This window comes from Rothia sp. HMSC066G07 (assembly GCF_001814485.1).
GTDB lineage: Bacteria > Actinomycetota > Actinomycetes > Actinomycetales > Micrococcaceae > Rothia.
In genome coordinates, this window is sequence record NZ_KV816922.1 from 49,036 (window position 1) to 69,376 (window position 20,341).

Sequence of the window (20,341 nt, forward strand, 5' to 3'; positions counted from 1 at the left end):
GTCTGCGCGTAGTGCTTCTAGTTGCAGTGATGTAGGGATGCTGTGTTGTAGGGATACTGCGATGTAGAGGGCGGTGGAAGCTTGCCCCTAGTGCGGGGATTGCCGTTTAGCTCCACGGACTATTTAGAACGTGCATTCCATAATGATGGCGTCGGTTCCGTCATCGTAGTAGCCGCGGCGTACGTGAATCGCACGGTAGCCGTTGCGTTCGTAGAGGCGCTGGGCGCGCGGGTTGTCGGCACGCACCTCCAGCAGGATACGCTCGGCTCCCTGCTCGCGGGCGCGCTCGTGCATCTGCTCGAGCATGGCGCGACCGAAGCCGTGACCCTCGTACTCGGGGAGCACGCCGATGGTCTGAACGTCGGCGGTGTCGGCTACGACCATGGTTCCGCAGTAGCCGATGGCGCGCCAGCTGCCCTCGTTATCTTCCGAACCTTCTGCAGGCAGTTCGAGCATGTAGTAGGTTCGGGTCGGGTGGGTCAGCTCTTCGAGGAACATGTCGATGTGCCAGGCGTCGGCGGGGAACAGTGTGGTTTCCATGCGGTGCATGGTCTGCACGTCGGCAAGTTCGGCAATGCGCAGGCGGGCACCCTGTGCTAGGTCGTCTCGCACGATATTTTCGGTAGCGCTCATTTAGTTCTCCTTCTGCGCGGCAGTCTGTGCAGCTGCCTGTGCGCCCTGCTTCTGCTGGCGGGCGAGCATTGCGGCGGGGACCTTTGCGTCCGAGTCGCGCAGGTACTGGGCGGAGGTGTCCTCGCTCAGGTTCTCTACGCCCAGGCGTGCCGCGGCGGCAACCAGGTACTCGGCGTGGGGGTGAACCTGACGGGCAGAATCGACGATGGTCCAGCCGTGCTCTTCGAGGGCCTCGGAGTACAGGCCGGCGCCGTAGCCGTAGGCGTAGGAGGGATCCCCACCGGGCAGAATTTCGGAGGCGGGGCATACGTTCGGTCCGTCCACCAGGCTGTAGCCTTCGGCGTTCACGCGGTAGCGGGCGGAGTAGACTTCGCGGCGGCGCGCATCGGAGAGTACGAGCAGCTCAGCATCTTCGATAAGATCAGCAGAAGCGAACGCTCGTTCTACGTTCTCTTCCTCGGCAACTGCGCCTGCTTCCCCGGCAGCCGCACCGGATACAGCGCGCTCAGCCAGGGCGGTCAAGCTCATCATGCCGTACACCGGCACCGACCAGGCAAAACCCAGAGCGCGCGCAGTAACGATACCGGCACGCAGACCCGTAAAAGGTCCCGGACCGGTACCGGTCAGAATCGCATCCAAGTCTTCGCCGCGCACGCCAGCGTCCTGCAGGGCAGCCCGCGCGTAGGGTCCCATCACCTCGGCATGGGAGCGGGTATCTTCGCTCTCGTAGCGGGCGAGGATTTCGAAGGACGCACCGGCTTCGGAGCCGTGCACACGGGCGAGCGCCACAGATGCGGTGGCGGATGAATCAAGGGCAAGTACTAGCACCCTATCATTCTAACGCGCGGGCTCTAGGCGCTCTGCAGGGCCTCTTTCAGAGCGTCGAAAGCGTGCTCCCAGCGGGGGCCGAAGGCGCGCACCCGCAGCAGGCGAGGTTCGGGGGTGTCCGCGTCCTCGTCACTTTCGTCTTCGTCGTCCCAGCTGAACTCTTCGGCACCCGAGTAGGCAAAGCGCGCATCCGCACCAGTCAGACGGGTGAAGTCCAGCTCCAGGCGGGAATCGCTCAGATGCTCAGCCTTATCGCGGCCCCACTCGATGACGGTCACCGAGCGCGGCAGGGAGAACTCCAGGTCCAGGTCGTCGAGCTCTTCGGCACTGGAGAGGCGGTAGGCGTCCACGTGCACCAGGTCGGGGCCGCCGGGGCGGGGGCCGTCCGGCAGGTTTGGGTGCACGCGCGAGAGCACGAAGGTCGGTGAGATAACACCTTCGCGCACGCCCAGGCCTTCGCCCAGGGAGCGGGTGAACGTGGTCTTGCCCGCGCCGAGCTCGCCCGAGAGGAGTAGTACGTCCCCGGCGTTCAGGTGCTGCGCCAGGGTGAGCGCCAGGCGGCGCGTATGGTCGGGGCCGGTCACGTCCAGGTCGAGGGCGGCAGAAATGTATTCAGCGCTCATTAGCCCTCCTGTTCCTCGCCGGTGCCCCACAGCTCGTTCAGCTCAGCTTCAACCCAGGAGCCGCCGACGTAGAGGCGCTCCACACGGGGAGAAATACGGGTCACGATTTCGTAGTTAATAGTCTGCGCCGCTTCAGCCCACTCCTCTACGGGCGGGTTCTCGCCAGCGCCAAAAAGGATGGCGGGCGCGCCCAGGTACCCCAGGGCGGGATCGCTCAGGCCGGGTTCGCCCAGGTCAACGACCATCTGGTCCATGGCGACGCGGCCAACCACGCGGTAGGTCGTACCCTCCGCGTTATTAGGCACGGAGCCGTTCTCCACGTTCTGCGCGCCCGGGTAGATGCGCACCGGCGCGTTCTCCGCAATGCGCGGCACACCGTCAGCGTAGCCGAGCGGCACAAGCGCCAGGGTGGTTGCCTTGGGAGTGTGGTAGCGCAGACCGTAGGAAACACCCTGACCTGCAGGAACTTCCTTCACGGCGGCAATGTAGCTGCCCACCGTCATGACGGGCTTCAACCCCAGGTCTTCAGCGGTCACCTCCGGCAGCGGGGAAAGACCGTACAGCGCGAGGCCGCAACGCACGCCGTCACCGAGCAGACGCTCCTCAGTGTCCCAGCCCTCCAGCGAGGCGGTCAGGGTCGCCGGGGAGTTCGCCAAATGCACGATCTTCGGGGCCAGGCCAGCCTCACGAGCCTGAGCCACAAAAGTATCCAAAGTATCGACCTGCTGCGCAGTCTCGGCGCGGGTCGGCTCATCCGCAACCGCCAGGTGGCTAAAAATACCCTCAACCGTAATCAGACCGGCATCCTCCAGGGAAGCGGCGCGAGCCACCAGCGCAGGCCAATCCGCCGCGGTGGCACCGTTACGGCCCAGACCGGTATCAGCCTTCAGATGCACGATAGCGCGCTCGCCGGTGCATTCAGCGGCGGCGGCAACCGCCTCCAGGTCCCAACCGGAAACACCCAGACGAATCTTCTCCTGCAGTGCAGCCTCAAAATCGGTGGAGGGGGTGTGCAGCCACGCCATGAGCGGCGCATCAATACCGTCAGCACGCAGTTCCAGCGCCTCGTTCACGTGCACCACACCCAGCAGGTCAGCGCCGGCTGCAATAGCCGAACGTGCCACCGGGTACGCGCCGTGACCGTACGCATCCGCCTTAATCACTGCAATGAGCACGCGGTCGCCAATGAGTTCCTTGAGTCGGCGCACATTATGTTCCAGCGCGTCAAGATCAATCGTGGCGCTACGTTCCACCTGGCCGGGAGCGCAGGGCGGGCAGTAAAGCGGTTCGGCAGGCTGCTGAGGGTGAGTCATGGTCCTTCGTTTCTGACGGGCGGGTACTACAGGCTGTACTTGAGCAGCCTCTCTTCTACTAAATTCTAGACCTCCCGCTGTGCGAAAGTCCTGTCGCGCTACACTAGGTCAGGTACCCCTTTAGAGAGGAAAGCATCGATGAGCACTCTGCCGCCGGTTCGGACGGTTCACGTGTATTCCATGCACACCGACCCTTTTGCGCAGCCCGGTAGCGGAGATGCAGGCGGCATGAACGTCTATATTGCCCGGTCGGTGCATGCCATGCTGGAACTGGATCCGGAGCTGCGGGTTGAGGTTTTCACCCTGGATCGCGGTGAGGCGCTTCCGACCGATTCGCCGTTCCGTCAGCCTCCTCAGCCCGGCGAGCGCCTTGTGCGCCACAGTCTTGATCTGCCCTCCGCCCGTGGTCTTTCGAAGAATGAGCTGGCTGCGGTCACCGATGATTTTGCGCAGGCGTGCGTCGAGCAGGCACTGTACACCCCGGATATTATTCACGCCCACTATTGGCTGTCGGGTCAGGCTGCGGCTCGTGCATCCGACCTGTGGTCGGCTCAGGGCGTTGGCTTCCCGGTTCCTGTTCTTTTTACTCCGCATACGACGGCTGCTGCCAAGGATGCGCGCCGCGGCGAAGGTGAGGCGCCCGAACCCGAGGAGCGCTATGCCGCCGAGCGCCTGATGAGTAGCTCCGCGAGCCGGGTGATTGTGAATACTCCCCTGGAGGCGCAGCAGATGGGCGAGTATTACGGTACGGACGCGCAGAAGCTTGCCACTATCCCGCCGGGTGTTGACACCTCGATTTTCCATACGATTCCTGGCGTGCATCCGCTCAATGACACCTCTGAGACTCGTTGCCGCATTGTTTTTGCCGGTAGGCCTCAGCCGTTGAAGGGCCCGCATCTGCTGGTGGAGGCACTCGCGCTGCTCCCCGATGACTTGCAGGTGGACGTAGATATTATTGGTCGTTCCGATTCGGATTATGAGCGCCGCCTGTTGCAGCGTGCAGCTGAGCTGGGTGTGGCGGATCGGGTGCATTTGAAGGACCCGGTTCCGGCGTCTGAGTTGGCGAACATTTTCCGTGCCGCCGATATTGTGGCGTCCCCGTCCTCATCTGAGACGTTCGGTTTGGTGGCGCTGGAGGCGCAGGCATGCGGCGCGGCGGTGCTCGCTACGGATGCTGACGGTCTGCGCTATGCGGTGGAGAACCACCGTACGGGTCTGCTGGTGGCGCCTCGTACTCCGCAGCGTTGGGCTGCGGCTATTGAGCGTCTGGTGCGTGCCCCGTATCTGCGTCATTCGTTGGGTGCGAACGCCGCGGCGCGTGCCCGCACGATGGGTTGGGATCAGACGGCGCGCCGAACCCTTGAAGCTTATGCCGAGGTACGTCAGGGTATCTCGCAGTAATGTATTTTTCACGTTGTGAGGAGTTTTAATGTCTTTCTCCATGAGCCGCGATGAGTTCGCCGCGTACCTGGATTCGGTGCGTATTACCGGTGAGGTAGCGACCGCCCGAGAGAATAACCTGGACCATATTCAGGGTTTCCTGGATGGTAATGAGCACCTTGAGTTTGGTGTGCAGTGGACCCGCGAGTGGGATTACGATTCGGTGTTTGAGGTGATGGTCCGCCGCGCGGGTCTGAACCCGGACCGTTCGCATACTCACGGTCAGGACACTATTGGTGCCGAGCAGTGCATCAGCGCGCTGGAGGAGTACGCCCGTATCTTTGGCGAGGCGGTGCGTGCGGGTTCTCGTATTCTGTTTGCGACCGGTCACCCGGCGGGTCTGTTCCCCATGTACGCGGTGATGGCTGCGGCGGCGAAGGCTGCTGGTGCTGAGGTTCTTCAGATTGAGGAGGGCGAGCGTTTCCTGGACGGCGACGTCCGCCAGATTATGGATGTCGTGATGTTTGAGCAGTACGGCAACCTGCAGCATACGCATTTCCCCGGCCCGATGCGCATCGCTTTGGATCAGCTGGAGGCGCGTGGCGTGACCCCGGACCTGGTGGTTTCGGATCACGGTATGGGTGGTTATGCGGCGTCTACTCGTAAGCTGCTGACGATTGGCATTGCGGATTGTAATGATCCGGGTCTGTTTGTTGCGGCTGAGCAGGGAGATTTGCCGGTGTGCGTGCCGATGGACGATAACGTTCCGCCGCGCCGTTATGAGCCGATGATTGATTTCATTTTGGATCGTGCGGGGCTTGAGCGTCCTTAATGTCCCTTTTACGCCGTGTGCGTAGGGTTTGTTATTGAGCCTCCGGGGTTTGTCTTTTTATATGCCGGTTATTGTTTTTCTGCAGGTGCGTGAAACATACCGGTAGTTTTGGGAGTTTCTTAGCTCCACTAGGCATTCTTCCCGGAGGCTCTTATTCTCTTCTTTTTCTGTGATTGATTTCATCACACCGGAGCGACTTTGCCTCTTCATTCTTCGAGACGGAAGACCCCCGACCCCGTAGAATAGTTTACGGAACACGTTTATGCGCTCTGTGGGCTCATATAACGCTCCACTAGGCGTCTTACCAGCGCCTTTGCCGTAGTCTCTGCCATTATTTTCACTCAGTAAGATTAAGGGTTCACTCATTCATCAGGACAAAGACTAGGACACGATTCCCTATTCACCGATAATTAGGGGTAAATGTGCCTATTCGCCGCTCTCAGTCCACGACACAGGACAAATTTCCGGGGAAGATTACACCGTTGAAAGTACAAGATCGTCTTAAAAAAATGTGGGGTTCAGACTTCGTCGTCAAGCGAAGCTGGCATCCCAAGGTTCAGCGTGCCCTTTACTTTGGCGATTTTCTCGCCATTGCTATTGCGGTTGTCGCTGCGCATCTGATTCGTTTCGGGTGGGAGAATGCTGACCTGCCCTATGTGAACGTTTGGCCTATTAACGCCTTGGACGGCCGCATTCCCGCTATTGATTACATTTTCCTGGGCGTTGGTATGGTTGTCGGCTGGTGGTTTATCCTCCAGGTGAACGGCTCCCGCAGCCTGCGCATCATGGGGTTCGGCACTGAGGAGTACCGCCTCATTACTCGCGGTACTACTTACTTTTTCTGCCTGCTGATTATTGTGGCGTTCTTCCTTAAGGTTGACGTCACCCGTATGTACCTGCTGATTGCTTACCCGCTGGGTCTGTTCCTTCTGCTCGTTGAGCGTTGGCTGATTCGTCAGGGTCTGGTGCGTTCGCGTACTCGCGGTCGTGCGTTGACTCGCGTCATGATTATTTCTGATGTGACGACTGGTCAGCACCTGTACAAGAACCTGAAGGATGTGGTTGCTTCCGGCCTGTCCCCCGCTGCGTTCTACCTGCCCGGTTTCACCCCGGGTACTACTGTTGCTGGCGCTCCGATTCCGGTCCTTGGTTACAGCACTTCTCCGGCTGACATTATGGAGGCCATCCGCGAGAACGATATTCACATGGTCGCGGTTACGAATGGTCACCACTTGAGCCCGGATCAGGTTCGTCTGCTGGGTTGGAAGCTTGCTGACGCGCATATTTCGCTGATTATGGCTCCTGCGACGACCGATATTGCTGGTCCGCGTATGCACATGCAGCCGCTGAATGGTCTGCCGCTGGTGCACGTGTCGACGCCGCGTATTACCGGTCTGTCGGCGTTCTTCAAGCGCGCTGTGGATGTTGTGTCTTCGGGTCTGGGTTTGATTCTGCTGTCTCCGCTGTTCCTGGTGGTGGCGCTGCTGGTCAAGCGTGATGGCGGTCCGGTCTTCTTCCTGCAGAACCGTGTGGGTCTGAACGGTGAAATGTTCAAGATGGTGAAGTTCCGTTCGATGCGTACTGACGCCGAAGAGGTTAAGAAGCGCCTCCTGGAGCAGAACGAGGGTAATGGTGTGCTCTTCAAGATGAAGGACGACCCGCGTATTACCCCCATCGGCAAGTTCATCCGTAAGTACTCGATTGATGAGTTGCCTCAGCTGTGGAACGTGTTCATTGGCGATATGTCGCTGGTGGGTCCGCGTCCTCCGCTGGTTGAGGAAGTTGAGCAGTACGAGGACATTGCGTACCGCCGTCTGCTGGTGAAGCCCGGTATTACCGGTCTGTGGCAGGTTTCTGGCCGTAGTGACCTTTCTTGGGAAGAGTCGGTTCGTCTGGATCTCTACTATGTTGAGAACTGGTCGCTTACCGGTGACCTCATTATTCTTCTGCGTACTGTCCGTGCGGTTTTCGCTAAGGAAGGCGCGTACTAAGAAGAGTTGGGGGGTCTCTCGCTGGTATGTATGCCGTTTTTGAAGATGCTGTTCCGGCACAGGCAGCTTGGCATCATCCATTGATATAAACGCACAGAAGGGGCGTGAATCCATTTCCGGTGGATTCACGCCCCTTCCTTTGTGCCTTCTGCCTGGTTCATTGAGAGACGCTCTAGAATCTCTGGAGGGCGTTAGGCTGGAGGCGGCGTACTGGGCGCCTCTGCCCTATTCGGCGATGAGTCGCGCAATGACTTCGGGGAGCATCTCCGCGACGCGGGTTGCCGGGGCGGGGCCCAGCAGTGCGTCCTTGACGCTTCCGGTGGCGCTGGCGCGTGCGGCTTCACCGTGCAGGTAGACTGCGAGCGCACCGATGGAGGCGTAGGTGCAGTCTTCCAGGGTTTCTCCGCGGGCTTCGAAGGCGGCTACGGTCTGGGCGAGCAGGGCGCCGTAGATGCCGGTGAGGGTGTCTCCGCTGCCTGCGGTGGCGAGCCAGGGGCTTCCTCCGGCAACGCTGTAGGTGGCGCCGTTGGGTGCCGCAATGAGCGTGTAACCGCCCTTGAGCATGACGGTCGCGCCGGAGAGTTCGGAGGCGGCACGCACCCAGCGGAAGGGCTCTGCGTCAATGTCCTTGCGGCTGGGTACGATGGCTTCGCCCAGGTGCTTCTTCCAGGTTTCGGGGGCGAGCTCGTGTACGACCCGCAGGAATCGTTCGAGTTCTGCCGCGTGCGGGGTGAGAATCTTGTGGGATCCGAGGTGCTTACCGGTTGCCATGTATTCTGCCGCCAGGTCGCAGGCACCAGCGTCGAGGATTGCGGGTTCGGGCGAGTGGAGCAGGTAGCGGTTCTTGTCCAGCGAGTCGTAGCTGGAGCCGGAGCCGCCGGCCCAGACGGTGACCCTCTGCAGGGCGGGTGCGCCGCTGAAGTAGACGGTTTCGGGGTTGTGGGCGATCATGAGCTGGCGGAGCTCGTGGGAGTTGGCACCGAAGCGAACCATACCAACGCCGGTGTTGAGGGCAGCACGCACACTCATGAGGGCTGCGCCGGGGTATTCGAGGCTTCCAGTGAGCATGCCGAGTACGCCGCGAGTGTACTTGTGGGAGTGCTCGTCGGGGATTTCGATGAGTTCGCGGTAGTCTTCGCGGTCGAGAACACGCAGGGCGGGCTTGTGGGCGTCGAGGGCTTCGGGCACGCCCAGGTCGTAGAGTTTGATGTCTCCGGAGTGGACGCTGTGGCTGGTGCCTGCCGGCAGCTTGTGACCGATGAAGGTGACGGTGCGGTCGGCGCGCAGGGAGGGTTCATGCACGGTTCCGCGGTTGTTGTCGACTCCGGAGGGGGTGTCGACGGCGAGGACTGCGCCGAGCTTACCGTCGAGCTGCGCGGCGCGGAGTACGCCCAGGTATTCACCGGCGCTACCGCGTACGGCACCGCTGGAGCCGGTACCCAGGATGCCGTCGATGGTCAGGTCGTAGCCGGCAAGCTGTTCGAGGGCGTGTTCGGGGTCAAGCACGCGGGTGCCTTCGCCGCCTTCGCGGGCGATGAGTTCGAGGTTCTTTTCGCTGGAGTCGAAGATGACTGCATCAACGCTGTGCCCCTTGGCGCTGAGGCGGGCGCCGGCGTAGATGGTGTCTGCACCATTGTTGCCCGGGCCGATGAGCAGCAGGATTTTTGCTTTGTCTTTGCCGTGGAGCAGCTCCTGCGCTTCGGCTGCAACGGCGTCTGCGGCGCGTTGCATGAGGTAGCCGTCGTAGTCGGCGGCTTCAATGTAGGGCTTTTCTGCTTCGCGTACCTGGGAAGCAGTGTAGATGAGCTTCATTGCTGTCTCCTTGGGTGGCACCGTGCGGGCCTTAGGGGGGTCACCGGGGGTGGTGTTGATGTGGCTCTGCGTTTAATCGTCGGTGGCGTTAGTTTTCGTCGGTGTCGTCGCCGGTGATGACGCTGAGTCGGTAGCTTTCGGGGTTGAACTTTTGCAGGTGCGCCAGTTCTGCATCGCTGAGGTATTCGGCGGTTGCGATGGCGATGGCGATGGGTTCATCGTGGGTCAGCGAGAGGTGGATGCGGTTGATGCCGAGTTCTTTAGCACGGCGGGCGATGGTGCCCTGAATGATGAGGTAGGGTTGGCCGCTTTCGGCGGTGGCGACTTCGCAGTCTTGCCAGTTGAGTCCGGCGGGTGCTCCGAGTACTTTTGCGACGGCTTCTTTGGCGGCAAATCGTACGGCTTGGGAGCGTACATTCCGGGTACGTTCGTTGGGGGTGAAGACGCGGCGGACGAAGGCTGGTGTTTCGGTGACGATTCGTTCGAATCGTTCGATGTTGACGGTATCTACGCCGATTCCCATGATCATGAGCTTCACCTTCTGGGCTAGGGGTGGTGCCGCGTCCTGTTTGCGGTTTCTCTTGTTTTAAGTCTAGCGAGATTCGTTTCTTTTAGATGGGATAGCGGCAAATATGACGCATAGTTGATATCTGTTTCACAGCGTCTATTTTTGTTGGATCATCCACGAATAACCGCCTGAGTAAACGACAAGGGCGGTGGTTGAGTTCTTAGAGAACTCAACCACCGCCCTTGTCGTTATCGCCGAGGCGATTTCCGAGGATTACTCCAGAGGATTACCCTAGAGAATTACTCCACGGTCACGGACTTTGCGAGGTTACGCGGCTGGTCAACGTCCAGGCCCTTAGCTTCTGCCAGTGCGCATGCGAAGATCTGCAGGGGCACAGTTGCCAGCAGGGGCTGCAGCAGCGAGGGGCATGCCGGGACGGTGATGAGGCGGTCTGCGTAGGGCTTGACGGCCTCGTCGCCTTCCTCGGCGATGACGATGGTGAAGGCGCCGCGAGCGCGCACTTCCTGGATGTTGGAGACGACCTTGCCGTGCAGGGAGTCGCGACCGTTTGCGGAGGGAACCACTACGATGACCGGCTGGCCTTCATCGATCAGTGCGATGGGGCCGTGCTTGAGCTCGCCTGCTGCGAAGCCTTCAGCGTGGATGTAGGTGATTTCCTTGAGCTTGAGTGCGCCTTCCATTGCGACGGGGAAGCCCACGTGGCGGCCAAGGAAGATCACGGAGGAGGCATCCTTCATTTCGACGCCCAGTTCCTTGACCTGGGTGTCGTTGTCGAGGACCTTCTGGATCTTTGCGGGCATGTTCTGCAGCTCGGCAAGGATCGAAGCAATTTCGTCCTTGTACTTGTTGCCGCGCAGCTGTGCCAGGTACAGGCCAAGCAGGTATGCTGCGGTGATCTGTGCCAGGAATGCCTTGGTGGATGCCACTGCGATTTCGGGGCCTGCGTGGGTGTACAGCGCAGCGTCGGATTCGCGGGGCAGGGTCGAGCCGTGGGTGTTGCAGATGGAGATAACCTTTGCACCCTGTTCGCGTGCGTGGCGCACTGCCATCAGGGTGTCCATGGTTTCGCCGGACTGCGAGAGTGCCACGATGAGGGTCTTCTCGTTCACGATGGGGTCGCGGTAGCGGAACTCATGTGCGAGCTCAACCTCGGTGGGGATGCGGCACCAGTGCTCGATGGCGTAGCGTGCCACCTGGCCTGCGTATGCTGCGGTACCACATGCGACGACGATGATCTTGTCGATGGTGCGCAGCACCGAGTCGTCAATGTTCAGTTCGTCGAGGGTGAGGTTGCCGTTTTCGTCGAGGCGGCCCATGAGGGTCTGCTCAACTGCGGTGGGCTGCTCGTGGATTTCCTTCTCCATGAAGGAGTTGAAGCCGCCCTTTTCAGCTGCTGCGGCGTCCCATTCGATGTGGAAGGGCTTGCCCTCTGCGGGGTTGCCTTCGAAGTCGATGATGGAGTAGTCGCTGCCGGTGATGGTCACGATCTGGTCCTGACCCATTTCGACGGCTTCCTTGGTGTAGTCAATGAACGCGGAGACGTCAGAGCCGAGGAAGTTCTCGTTCTCGCCCAGGCCGATGACCAGCGGGGAGTTGCGGCGGGTTGCCACAACGCGGTCCGGGTGGTCGGCGTGGATAGCCAGGATGGTAAATGCACCTTCGAGGCGGTTGGATGCGACGCGTACTGCCTCGGTGAGGTCACCGGTACCGAGCTTGTTGTAGATGCTTGCAATGGTCGCTGCAGCTACCTCGGTGTCGGTCTGAGATGCGAACTCTACGCCTTCGGCGAGCAGTTCGGCACGCAGTTCGGCGAAGTTTTCGATAATACCGTTGTGAACGACGGCGAGGCGGCCGTTGTCGACAACGTGGGGGTGAGCGTTGTTGTCAGTGGGTCCACCGTGGGTAGCCCAACGGGTGTGACCGATACCAATCTGGGAGTCCGGCAGGGGGTGTTCCTTAACCTCGTTCTCAAGGTTCAGGAGCTTGCCTGCCTTCTTACGGAATACGATGCCGTCGGGGCTTACAACTGCCACGCCAGCAGAGTCATAGCCGCGGTATTCCTGGCGGCGCAGACCTTCGAGGACCACATCGTATGCGTTGTGATCAAACTTGTTACCGTCCGGAGCAGTGTCCAGACCTACATATCCTACGATTCCACACATGCTATAAGTTTATCCCACAAGTATCCAGATATGCGCACGGTGAAATACCGTTATACGTCACGTTTATTGTGGCTTTCCTAGCTTTATTGGGTTTTGTCCTTTTCTTCTCATAAATTTATTTCTTCAAACAAACCGTGAGGGCGGGTATTTTCCCCGCGGGCTGAAAGTTCGTACACTTAGATAAATGAGCACCGCACCGTATTTTTCTAGCGATGACCGCTTCATGCATCTAGACCGTTCCCGTTGGTCGCACCTAGCCGATGAGATTGCTGTTCCCCTCAGCGCTGAGGAAATTGAGTCTCTTCGAGGCCTGGGTGAAACTGTCGACCTTGAAGAGGTGCAGCGTATTTATCTGCCGGTTTCTCGTCTTCTGAATCTGTATGTGACTGCTGCTTCTTCACTGAACCATATGACGAATGATTTTCTACATGTGTCTCAGCGGCGTGTCCCGTTCATTATTGGTGTGGCGGGCTCTGTTGCTGTGGGTAAGTCGACCACGGCGCGTATTTTGCAGGCTCTTTTGAGTCGCTGGCCGTCTACTCCTAATGTTCAGCTAGTGACGACGGATGGTTTCTTGTACCCGAACGCGGAGCTTCAGCGTCGCGGCATTATGCACCGTAAGGGTTTCCCGGAGTCTTATGATCGCCGTGCTCTGTTGAATTTTGTGTCGCAGGTGAAGTCCGGTGCTGAGCGTGTGGTGGCGCCGAAGTATTCGCACCTGTATTACGACATCATGCCGGATGAGCATATTGAGGTCACGGCACCGGATGTGCTGATTCTTGAGGGTTTGAATGTTTTGGCGCCTTCTCAGGCTGAGGGGCCGGAGACTTCTGATCTGACGCTGAGTGATTTCTTTGATTTCTCTATTTATGTGGATGCCCGCACTGAAGATATTGAGCGCTGGTATGTGAATCGTTTCTTGACTCTGCGTTCTTCGGCTTTTGCGAATCCGGAGTCGTATTTCAAGCGTTATGCGGAGCTGAGCGATGAGCAGGCGGTTGAGGTTGCGACCGGCATTTGGAAGAGCGTGAATGAGCCGAATCTGTTGCAGAATGTTTTGCCTACTCGTGCTCGTGCGCATTTGATTCTGCAGAAGGGCGCCGAGCATACCGTGGAGCAGGTTCTTCTGCGTAAGAACTAGAGGTTCTTTAGGTTTTTATCGTTCGTGTGCGGCTTTTAGTTGCCTGTGTAGCGCGTTTGTGGTGCATTCTAGTAGAAGGCGCCGGAGGCTCCACTCCCTCGCGGGGTGGGTTTAGGCTTCTGGCGCTTTTTGTTTGCATCTACGCCATGATGAGGAGTTATTGTGAAGTCTCTGCACCGTACGTCTACCGCTCAGGAGTCTCTTAATAGTTCTGCGCTGAACCGCCGCACTCTCTTGGGTGCCGCTTTGGGGGTTGGCGGTACCGCCTTGTTGGCGGCTTGTGGCTCGCAGGGTCAGGGTGCGTCTTCTTCATCTTCTGCTGCGAGTGCTTCTGAGTCTGCGGCGGCTTCGGCGGCTTCTTCTAGCGCCTCTTCCGCTGCGTCGGCATCTTCTGCCGCGCCCTCCCCTGTTGCTTCTGCTACCAGTGCTTCTGCAAGTGCTTCGGCTTCTGCGAGCGTGTCTTCTTCCCCGTTGGCGCTTGCTCAGCCGAGTGTTGAGTCTCAGCCGGATTCTTTGCGTTGCCTCGTGAATAAGATGCGTCCCTTTGCGCAGCAGGATTGGGAGCCGAATGACCTGGTGGAGTTCTACGGTCATCAATTGCGCGCTGAGGCGGCTAAGGCAGCGGATACGATGATTGATGCGGCTGCTACTGATGGCGTGACTCTGCTTGTTTCTAGCGCGTATCGTTCGTATGCGGTGCAGCAGCAGACCTATCAGTATTGGGTTTCGGTGAACGGTCAACAGGTGGCGGACCAGTTATCGGCTCGTCCCGGCTATTCGGAGCATCAGACGGGCTTGGCGATTGATTTTGCTTCTCCTGAGGGTTGCCGTTTGGAGGAGTGTTATCGCGATACGCTGGCTGGTCAGTGGTTGGCGAAGAACGCTCCGCGTTACGGATATATTTTGCGCTTCCCTGATGGTCGTCAATCGGTGACCGGTTATCGTTTTGAGCCGTGGCATTACCGCTATGTGGGTGTGCAGATTGCCCAGGAGTATGTGTCTTCGGGTGCGAAGACTTTTGAGGAGTTTATCGGTACGGGTGCGGCACCCGATTATGCAAGTGCGAGCTAGGGTCGAGGCTAATCTTTCGGCTTTGGTCGGTGCGCCAAGTGGTGATGTGTATCGTCTTTCAAGCTTCCGTACCGGAGATAAATAGGCACAGTAGATGCATATTTTTTCGCATACACACCCCGTAAATCCGCGGTTTTTCGCAGGTTTTAGAGATTTTTGCTCAGGTTCATGTGAGCTAGACTTTAAGTATCGGGCGCCATAGGACCACTGTGAAGAAAAACACATGCTTTACAATGAAAATTTTCTCAGAATATGGCATTTTCTGAGGTGAAAAGGCGCTATTCTATATCTCATGCTTAAGGGTTTTAAAGATTTTCTGATCCGCGGTAACGTCATCGACCTCGCAGTTGGTCTGATTATGGGTACCGCCTTCACCGCTGTGGTGACCTCGCTTGTCCAGGCCGTCCTGATGCCGGCTATCTCCATGCTGGTTGGCTCCCCCAACTTCGACGAGTTCCTGGTCTTCGGCCAGATCAAGGTTGGCGTGTTCCTAACCGCTATTGTCAACTTCATCCTGATTGCAGCTGCTGTCTACTTCGCAGTTGTTGTGCCCACTCAGAAGCTGACTGAACTCGCACTGGCTAAGAAGAAGGCTGAAGACGAGGCTGCTGAAGAAGAGGAAGAGACCGAGCTTGACCTCCTGAAGGAGATCCGCGACGCTCTGGCAAAGAAGTAATTTCTCTGCTCTCTACCACTAATTTTTTAGACCCCCGTATCCCCTGTGGATACGGGGGTTTTCCGTATCCTCGTCCCCCCCCCCCTCCCCCGCCCAAGATAACGAAGAAGGGCTGGGAAGGTAACACCTTCCCAGCCCTTCTCTATCCTCCACTGCGGTCTTCGCACCGGAAGAATACGTTTAGAGTGCCAGTTCCTTAGCTACAACGTCAGCCAGCTGCTGAGCAACCTCATCAGCCTGCTCCTGGGTTGCAGCTTCAACCATGACGCGAACCAGAGGCTCGGTGCCGGATGCACGCAGCAGCACGCGGCCGCTCTCACCCAGTACACCTTCAGCCTCGCTCACAGCGGTAGCGAGCGCCTCATTGGTCTTCACAGCCGCACGGTCAACGCCCTTGACGTTAATCAGGCGCTGCGGGGTGGGCTGCATACGGGATGCCAGCTCCGAGAGGGTCTGACCGCTACGAGCCACCTCTGCAGCCAGCTGGATGCCGGTCAGAACGCCGTCACCGGTGGTTGCGTAGTCGCTCATGATAACGTGGCCGGACTGCTCGCCGCCAAGGTTGTAGCCGTGCTCGCGCATGGACTCGAGGACGTAACGGTCGCCCACAGCAGTACGGCCCAGGGTAATACCGTGCTCGCGCAGGTACAGTTCCAGACCCAGGCTGCTCATCACGGTTGCGACGAGAGTGTCCTTTGCGAGCTTACCTTCGCGCTTAGCGGCAACAGCCAGGATAGCCATGATCTGGTCGCCGTCTACCAGGTTGCCCTTTTCGTCAACTGCCTGGCAACGGTCGGAGTCGCCGTCGTGGGCGATGCCGAGGTCCGCGCCGTGCTCAACGACAGCCGCCTGCAGCTTCTCGGGGTGGGTGGAGCCCACACCGTCGTTGATGTTGGTGCCGTTGGGCTCTACAGCCAGTGCGATGACCTCTGCACCCAGTGCCTCGAAGGTTGCCGGGGACGCCGCGTAGGCTGCACCGTTTGCGCAGTCCAGAACAATCTTCATGCCGTCGAGGGGCTTGCCTTCGGGCAGGGTGGAGACCAGGTGCTTCACGTAAGCCTCGGTACCGTTCTCCAGGGGCTTGACGGTACCCACAGCACCACCGGTCGGGTAGCTGAAGGACTTCTCGCGGTAAACGCGCTCAATAGCGTCCTCAACGGAGTCTTCCAGCTTCTGGCCGCCACGAGCCAGGAACTTAATACCGTTGTCCGCTGCGGGGTTGTGCGATGCAGAAATCATCACGCCAAAGTCAGCACCGGTGTGTGCCACCAGGTAAGCTGCTGCGGGGGTGGGGACAATGCCGGCATCCAGCACGTCAACACCTGCGCTAGCGAAGCCAGCCTTCATCGCAGAGACAATAAAGTCTGCAGAGGATCGGGAGTCATTTGCAATCACGGCACGGGGGCGTACGCCCTCTTCTACCGTGTCAAAGCCCAGAACAATAGAAGCCGCCTGCGCGAGCTCCATAGCCAGGGCGGGAGTAATTACATCGTTTGCCAGACCGCGTACGCCGTCGGTTCCAAAAAGTCGTTCAGTCACCCTTTTATTTTACGTTGTGCGTAACTCTGCTTAGGCGCATACACCGTAAATTCTTCATAATCAGAAAGTGATTTTCAGCGGCTACATATCTGCTTCATAGCTAATATTTCTGCAGACGCGCAAAGGTGCCTGCTCTCCGTTCCCGGGGTTGGGAAAAGAGAGACAGGCACCTTCATAATGCAAGCTATTTGGCGGCTCTATCGCCGTAGGGTTGAGTTTTTATTCTCCCCTATTTATCCACGCTTACTTGACGACGGGGAAGCCGTCGGGGGAGTCACCGGACTCGTCCTCGAAGACGTGTGATGCGGAGCGAACGATCAGCGAGTCGAGCTCGCCCACGACTGCCTCGTCCTTGGAGGGGTAGTCGAACTGGGAGAGCACGTAACGCATTGCTTCCAGACGTGCGCGCTTCTTGTCGTTGGACTTGATAACGGTCCAGGGGGCGTCACCGGTGTGGGTGTAGAAGAACATTGCTTCCTTTGCCGCGGTGTAGTCGTCCCACTTGTCCAGAGATGCCAGGTCGGTGGGGGAAAGCTTCCACTGGCGGACCGGGTCGGTACGGCGGGAGGTGAAGCGTGCGAGCTGCTCTTCGCGGGTGACGGAGAACCAGAACTTGATGATATGGATACCGGAGTTCACCAGCATGCGCTCCAGGTCCGGAACTTCGCGCATGAACTCGAAGTACTGTGCCTGGGTGCAGTAGCCCATAACGCGCTCAACGCCGGCACGGTTGTACCAGGAGCGGTCCATCAGGACGATTTCGCCGCCGGAGGGCAGGTGCTTGATGTAGCGCTGGAAGTACCACTGGGTCTGCTCGATGTCGGTCGGCTTCTCCAGTGCCACAACGCGAGCGCCACGGGGGTTCAGGTGCTCGGTGAAGCGCTTGATGGAGCCGCCCTTACCTGCTGCGTCACGGCCTTCGAAGATGATGAGAATCTTCTGACCGGTGGACTTAGCCCAGAGCTGCAGCTTCAGCAGCTCAATCTGCAGGGCGCGCTTTTCCTTCTCGTATGCCTTACGGCTGAGCTTGGTGTCGTAGGGGTAACCCTTCTTCCATGCCTGCGAGGTTTCGTCGTCCTTCTTGTCCTTGCCGAGGGCGCGGGTGAGGGAAGCCATTTCGTCCAGCTCTGCCGAGTAGTCTTCAACGACGGAGGTACGGCGTGCCTGGGGCTTCAGGGCTTCCTTGATGGCTTGTTTCTTCTCAGAACCGGTGTGTGCGTGTGCGCCTCCAGCGGCGTGCTGGTGGGCTTCAGTCTGAGGAGCCTCCACTGCCTTCTCTTCGGGCTGGGTGGAGGGATTCTGCTCTGCCATGAGTACTCTTTTCTTCCTGTCTGCTTTGACTCTTTAACTCTACCGGTGTGCTCTTCGATGAACAAACGTAACAGTTATATGCACCCTATAACCTTGTAACGCTCACGGTGAGTAGATACGCAAAACGCCCCGACTCTCCCGAAGGAGAAGCGGGGCGTAACGCTTCGTGAAAACCAGCGATTAACGCTTGGAGAACTGCGAAGCCTTGCGTGCCTTCTTAAGACCAGCCTTCTTACGCTCGATGACGCGTGCGTCACGGGTCAGGTAACCAGCCTTCTTCAGTGCGGGGCGGTTGTTCTCGCGGTCAATCTCGTTCAGTGCACGAGCGATACCCAGGCGCAGAGCACCTGCCTGACCGGAGGGGCCACCACCGTTGATGCGTGCGATGACGTCGTATGCACCCTCGAGCTCCAGGAGCTTGAAGGGCTGGTTGACGTCCTGCTGGTGCAGCTTGTTGGGGAAGTAGTCTTCCAGGCTACGACCGTTGATGGTCCAGTTACCGGAACCGGGCACAACGCGAACGCGTGCCACTGCTTCCTTGCGGCGACCAACTGCTGCGCCTGCAACGGTCAGTGCCGGACGTGCTGCCTTAGCCGCTGCGGGGGCAGCGGACTCCGAGGTGTAGCTGGTCAGCTCTTCCTCGACTACGATCTGCTCTTCGTTCTGAGCCACGATTTCTCCTATTGTTTCTTCGTAGGCCCGAATTACTGGGCGACCTGGTTGAATTCGTAGGTCTTGGGCTGCTGTGCCGCGTGCGGGTGCTCGGGGCCAGCGTAGACCTTCAGCTTCTTGAGCTGCTGTGCAGCAAGCTTGTTCTTGGGCAGCATGCCCTTAACAGCCTTCTCAACCGCGCGAACGGGGTTGGTCTCAAGCAGCTCTGCGTAGTTCACGGACTTCAGACCGCCGGGGTAACCCGAGTGGCGGTATGCACGCTTCTGCTCGAGCTTTGCACCGGTCAGGGCGACCTTCTCAGCGTTCACGATGATAACGAAGTCACCGGTGTCAACGTGGGGAGCAAAAGTCGGCTTGTGCTTACCGCGCAGCAGGATAGCGGTCTGGCTTGCGAGGCGGCCGAGAACAACGTCGGTGGCGTCAATGACGTGCCACTGGCGCTCGACTTCGCCGGGCTTGGGAGTATAAGTGCGCAAAATATTGGCCTTTGTCTCGAAATGTACATACGGCGCTTAGTTGGGTATCGCGCCTTTTACTTACGTGCATGACGAACACCCGGGTGAGGACCGAGCTGCCGCCCGTTCTGCCCGTACTCTATACCGCCTTAACGTCCTGCAACTAGACAGCGATTTAGAGCGCGCTCGGGTAGAACACGCACAACATATCAAGACTATACAGGACGTCGAGTGCTTAATCCACCGCCAAAGCCTTAAAAATAGGGCTTTTTTGTCTTAAACACATTTTTAAATTCCATCCGTGTAATTCACCCTCGACGATTGCGCTCCTCCGTTGAGCCCCTCATCACTTCCGGCGTGTGACGGCGCTCAATATACACAGGGCGTTAAGCACTCTGTGCCTCGTGGTCTTCGCGCTTTGCTCGAGCACGCTCCGCCTGCACACCGTAGAGCTCCGATGCAGGGTAGTAAATCTCAGCCAGGGCGAGCGCATGCGGAGGTGCCAAAGTCAGCGAAGCCTCGCGTCCCGGGTTCTCAATCCGTTCACGCAGCCAGGCGGCGTCTCGCTTACCCGTACCGTAGAGCACCAGCGCACCCACGAGCGAACGCACCATGTGATGGCAGAAGGCGTCAGCCACCACGCGCACCTCAATCAGCCCGTTTTCAGTGCGGGTAACAGTGCGGGTAAAGCTGAGTTCCCGCAGTTCGCGAATCGTAGTCGCCCCTTCGCGCGGCTTGCAGAAGGAGAGGAAATCGCGCAGGCCGAGTAGCTGCTGTGCCGATTCGTTCAGATCAGCACAATCCAGGTGCTCGGGTACCGCCCAGGTGTAGGTACGGTGAAGGGGGTTAAGACCGTCCGCTGCACCATCTGCGATGCGGTAAACATAGCGGCGGCCGGTAGCTGAGAAGCGCGCATCAAAATCGAACGGCACTTCGCTCACGCGATGAATCTGAATAGCGCCCTGCAAAATGCCGCGAACGTTCTTCGGAAGGTTGAGTTGTTCTTCCGCATCGTAAAGGCAGCGTTGCAGAGCCCCGGTGAGGCGGCGCCCCAGGGCAGCCGTCGGGTCATCTTCCCCCGTTCGCCCCTGCAGGCGAGTCCAGTCCTCATCACTCAGATCGCAGTGCAAGGTTTGGGCTTCTGCGTGGACTCCCGCATCCGTTCGACCCGCAACCACCACACGGTGAGGCGCCCGCAGAATCAGCTCGAGGGCGTTCTCGATAACTCCCTGCACGGTGACCAGGTTCGGCTGGGCTGCCCACCCGCTGAAAAGAGAACCGTCGTAAGCACAATCAATTCGCACGCGGTGCGTAGCGGTGAAGGGCTGCTCTTCGTAATTCTCTAAAGAAGTAGCGTTATGCATTGGTGTGCC

General features: G+C 58.9%; 18 protein-coding genes. 6 read left to right on the forward strand and 12 right to left on the reverse strand.

All coding sequences use genetic code 11. The annotated features are described in order from the left end of the window. Positions 1–123: 123 nt before the first annotated feature. Genes rimI through alr form a run of 4 tightly spaced genes read right to left on the reverse strand, consistent with a single transcriptional unit; the run spans position 124 to position 3,397 of the window. Positions 124–633, reverse strand: a complete 510-nt coding sequence (gene rimI, locus HMPREF2971_RS01765; protein WP_049341807.1) for a ribosomal protein S18-alanine N-acetyltransferase — start codon at positions 631–633, stop codon at positions 124–126. Further along, positions 634–1,461 (reverse strand): tRNA (adenosine(37)-N6)-threonylcarbamoyltransferase complex dimerization subunit type 1 TsaB, encoded by an 828-nt coding sequence (gene tsaB, locus HMPREF2971_RS01770; RefSeq protein ID WP_049341806.1) that lies wholly within the window; start codon positions 1,459–1,461, stop codon positions 634–636. It abuts the gene before it with no gap. A gap of 23 nt (positions 1,462–1,484) precedes the next feature. Next, positions 1,485–2,084, reverse strand: coding sequence for a tRNA (adenosine(37)-N6)-threonylcarbamoyltransferase complex ATPase subunit type 1 TsaE (tsaE, locus tag HMPREF2971_RS01775; protein ID WP_049358743.1), 600 nt, complete (start codon positions 2,082–2,084; stop codon positions 1,485–1,487). After that, positions 2,084–3,397 (reverse strand): alanine racemase, encoded by a 1,314-nt coding sequence (gene alr / locus HMPREF2971_RS01780; RefSeq protein ID WP_049363217.1) that lies wholly within the window; start codon positions 3,395–3,397, stop codon positions 2,084–2,086. The genes tsaE and alr overlap by 1 nt, the downstream gene beginning before the upstream one ends. A 138-nt stretch (positions 3,398–3,535) precedes the next feature. Here alr and HMPREF2971_RS01785 point away from each other — a divergent pair, with 138 nt between their 5' ends. The 3 genes from HMPREF2971_RS01785 (at position 3,536) to HMPREF2971_RS01795 (ending at position 7,600) form a co-directional block, all read left to right on the forward strand. Further along, positions 3,536–4,798: a glycosyltransferase gene (locus tag HMPREF2971_RS01785; RefSeq protein WP_049363214.1), complete on the forward strand. Its 1,263-nt coding sequence runs from the start codon at positions 3,536–3,538 to the stop codon at positions 4,796–4,798. A gap of 28 nt (positions 4,799–4,826) precedes the next feature. Next, on the forward strand, positions 4,827–5,609 hold the full coding sequence (locus tag HMPREF2971_RS01790) for a phosphatase (protein WP_049341800.1): 783 nt from the start codon (positions 4,827–4,829) through the stop codon (positions 5,607–5,609). Positions 5,610–6,118: 509 nt separating this feature from the next. Next, on the forward strand, positions 6,119–7,600 hold the full coding sequence (locus tag HMPREF2971_RS01795) for a sugar transferase (RefSeq protein WP_044150222.1): 1,482 nt from the start codon (positions 6,119–6,121) through the stop codon (positions 7,598–7,600). Between the two features lie 225 nt (positions 7,601–7,825). On the opposite strand, the gene HMPREF2971_RS01800 is transcribed toward HMPREF2971_RS01795, so the two are convergent. The 3 genes from HMPREF2971_RS01800 to glmS all read right to left on the reverse strand — a co-directional run bounded on the left by HMPREF2971_RS01800 (position 7,826) and on the right by glmS (position 12,103). Further along, on the reverse strand, positions 7,826–9,412 hold the full coding sequence (locus tag HMPREF2971_RS01800) for a bifunctional ADP-dependent NAD(P)H-hydrate dehydratase/NAD(P)H-hydrate epimerase (RefSeq protein ID WP_049341797.1): 1,587 nt from the start codon (positions 9,410–9,412) through the stop codon (positions 7,826–7,828). An 88-nt stretch (positions 9,413–9,500) separates the two neighbouring features. Beyond that, complete coding sequence (locus tag HMPREF2971_RS01805) at positions 9,501–9,941, reverse strand: holo-ACP synthase (protein ID WP_070690916.1); 441 nt, start codon at positions 9,939–9,941, stop codon at positions 9,501–9,503. Positions 9,942–10,219: 278 nt separating this feature from the next. After that, positions 10,220–12,103, reverse strand: a complete 1,884-nt coding sequence (gene glmS / locus HMPREF2971_RS01810) for a glutamine--fructose-6-phosphate transaminase (isomerizing) (protein WP_012903071.1) — start codon at positions 12,101–12,103, stop codon at positions 10,220–10,222. Positions 12,104–12,287: 184 nt separating this feature from the next. On the opposite strand from glmS, the gene coaA reads away from it, so the two are divergent. The 3 genes from coaA to mscL all read left to right on the forward strand — a co-directional run bounded on the left by coaA (position 12,288) and on the right by mscL (position 14,991). Then, positions 12,288–13,244: a type I pantothenate kinase gene (coaA, locus tag HMPREF2971_RS01815; protein ID WP_049356361.1), complete on the forward strand. Its 957-nt coding sequence runs from the start codon at positions 12,288–12,290 to the stop codon at positions 13,242–13,244. 162 nt (positions 13,245–13,406) lie between these two features. Next, complete coding sequence (locus HMPREF2971_RS01820) at positions 13,407–14,315, forward strand: M15 family metallopeptidase (RefSeq protein ID WP_049341787.1); 909 nt, start codon at positions 13,407–13,409, stop codon at positions 14,313–14,315. A 292-nt stretch (positions 14,316–14,607) separates the two neighbouring features. Then, a complete protein-coding gene (mscL, locus tag HMPREF2971_RS01825) occupies positions 14,608–14,991 on the forward strand; it encodes a large conductance mechanosensitive channel protein MscL (protein WP_049341785.1) in 384 nt (127 codons plus the stop codon). A gap of 180 nt (positions 14,992–15,171) precedes the next feature. Here the strand turns inward: mscL and glmM are convergent, their stop codons facing one another. The 5 genes from glmM to truA all read right to left on the reverse strand — a co-directional run bounded on the left by glmM (position 15,172) and on the right by truA (position 20,332). Continuing rightward, positions 15,172–16,530: a phosphoglucosamine mutase gene (gene glmM, locus HMPREF2971_RS01830; RefSeq protein ID WP_070690919.1), complete on the reverse strand. Its 1,359-nt coding sequence runs from the start codon at positions 16,528–16,530 to the stop codon at positions 15,172–15,174. A 243-nt stretch (positions 16,531–16,773) separates the two neighbouring features. Then, positions 16,774–17,841 carry a polyphosphate kinase 2 gene (ppk2, locus tag HMPREF2971_RS01835; RefSeq protein WP_049346444.1) on the reverse strand — a complete coding sequence of 356 codons (1,068 nt, stop codon included), beginning with the start codon at positions 17,839–17,841 and terminating at the stop codon, positions 16,774–16,776. A gap of 180 nt (positions 17,842–18,021) precedes the next feature. After that, a complete protein-coding gene (gene rpsI, locus HMPREF2971_RS01840; protein WP_005505036.1) occupies positions 18,022–18,513 on the reverse strand; it encodes a 30S ribosomal protein S9 in 492 nt (163 codons plus the stop codon). A gap of 32 nt (positions 18,514–18,545) precedes the next feature. Further along, the gene (gene rplM, locus HMPREF2971_RS01845) at positions 18,546–18,989 is read right to left on the reverse strand and encodes a 50S ribosomal protein L13 (protein ID WP_005505035.1); all 444 of its coding nucleotides are present in this window, start codon (positions 18,987–18,989) and stop codon (positions 18,546–18,548) included. Positions 18,990–19,354: 365 nt separating this feature from the next. Further along, on the reverse strand, positions 19,355–20,332 hold the full coding sequence (gene truA, locus HMPREF2971_RS01850) for a tRNA pseudouridine(38-40) synthase TruA (RefSeq protein ID WP_070690922.1): 978 nt from the start codon (positions 20,330–20,332) through the stop codon (positions 19,355–19,357). Between the last annotated feature and the right edge of the window lie 9 nt (positions 20,333–20,341).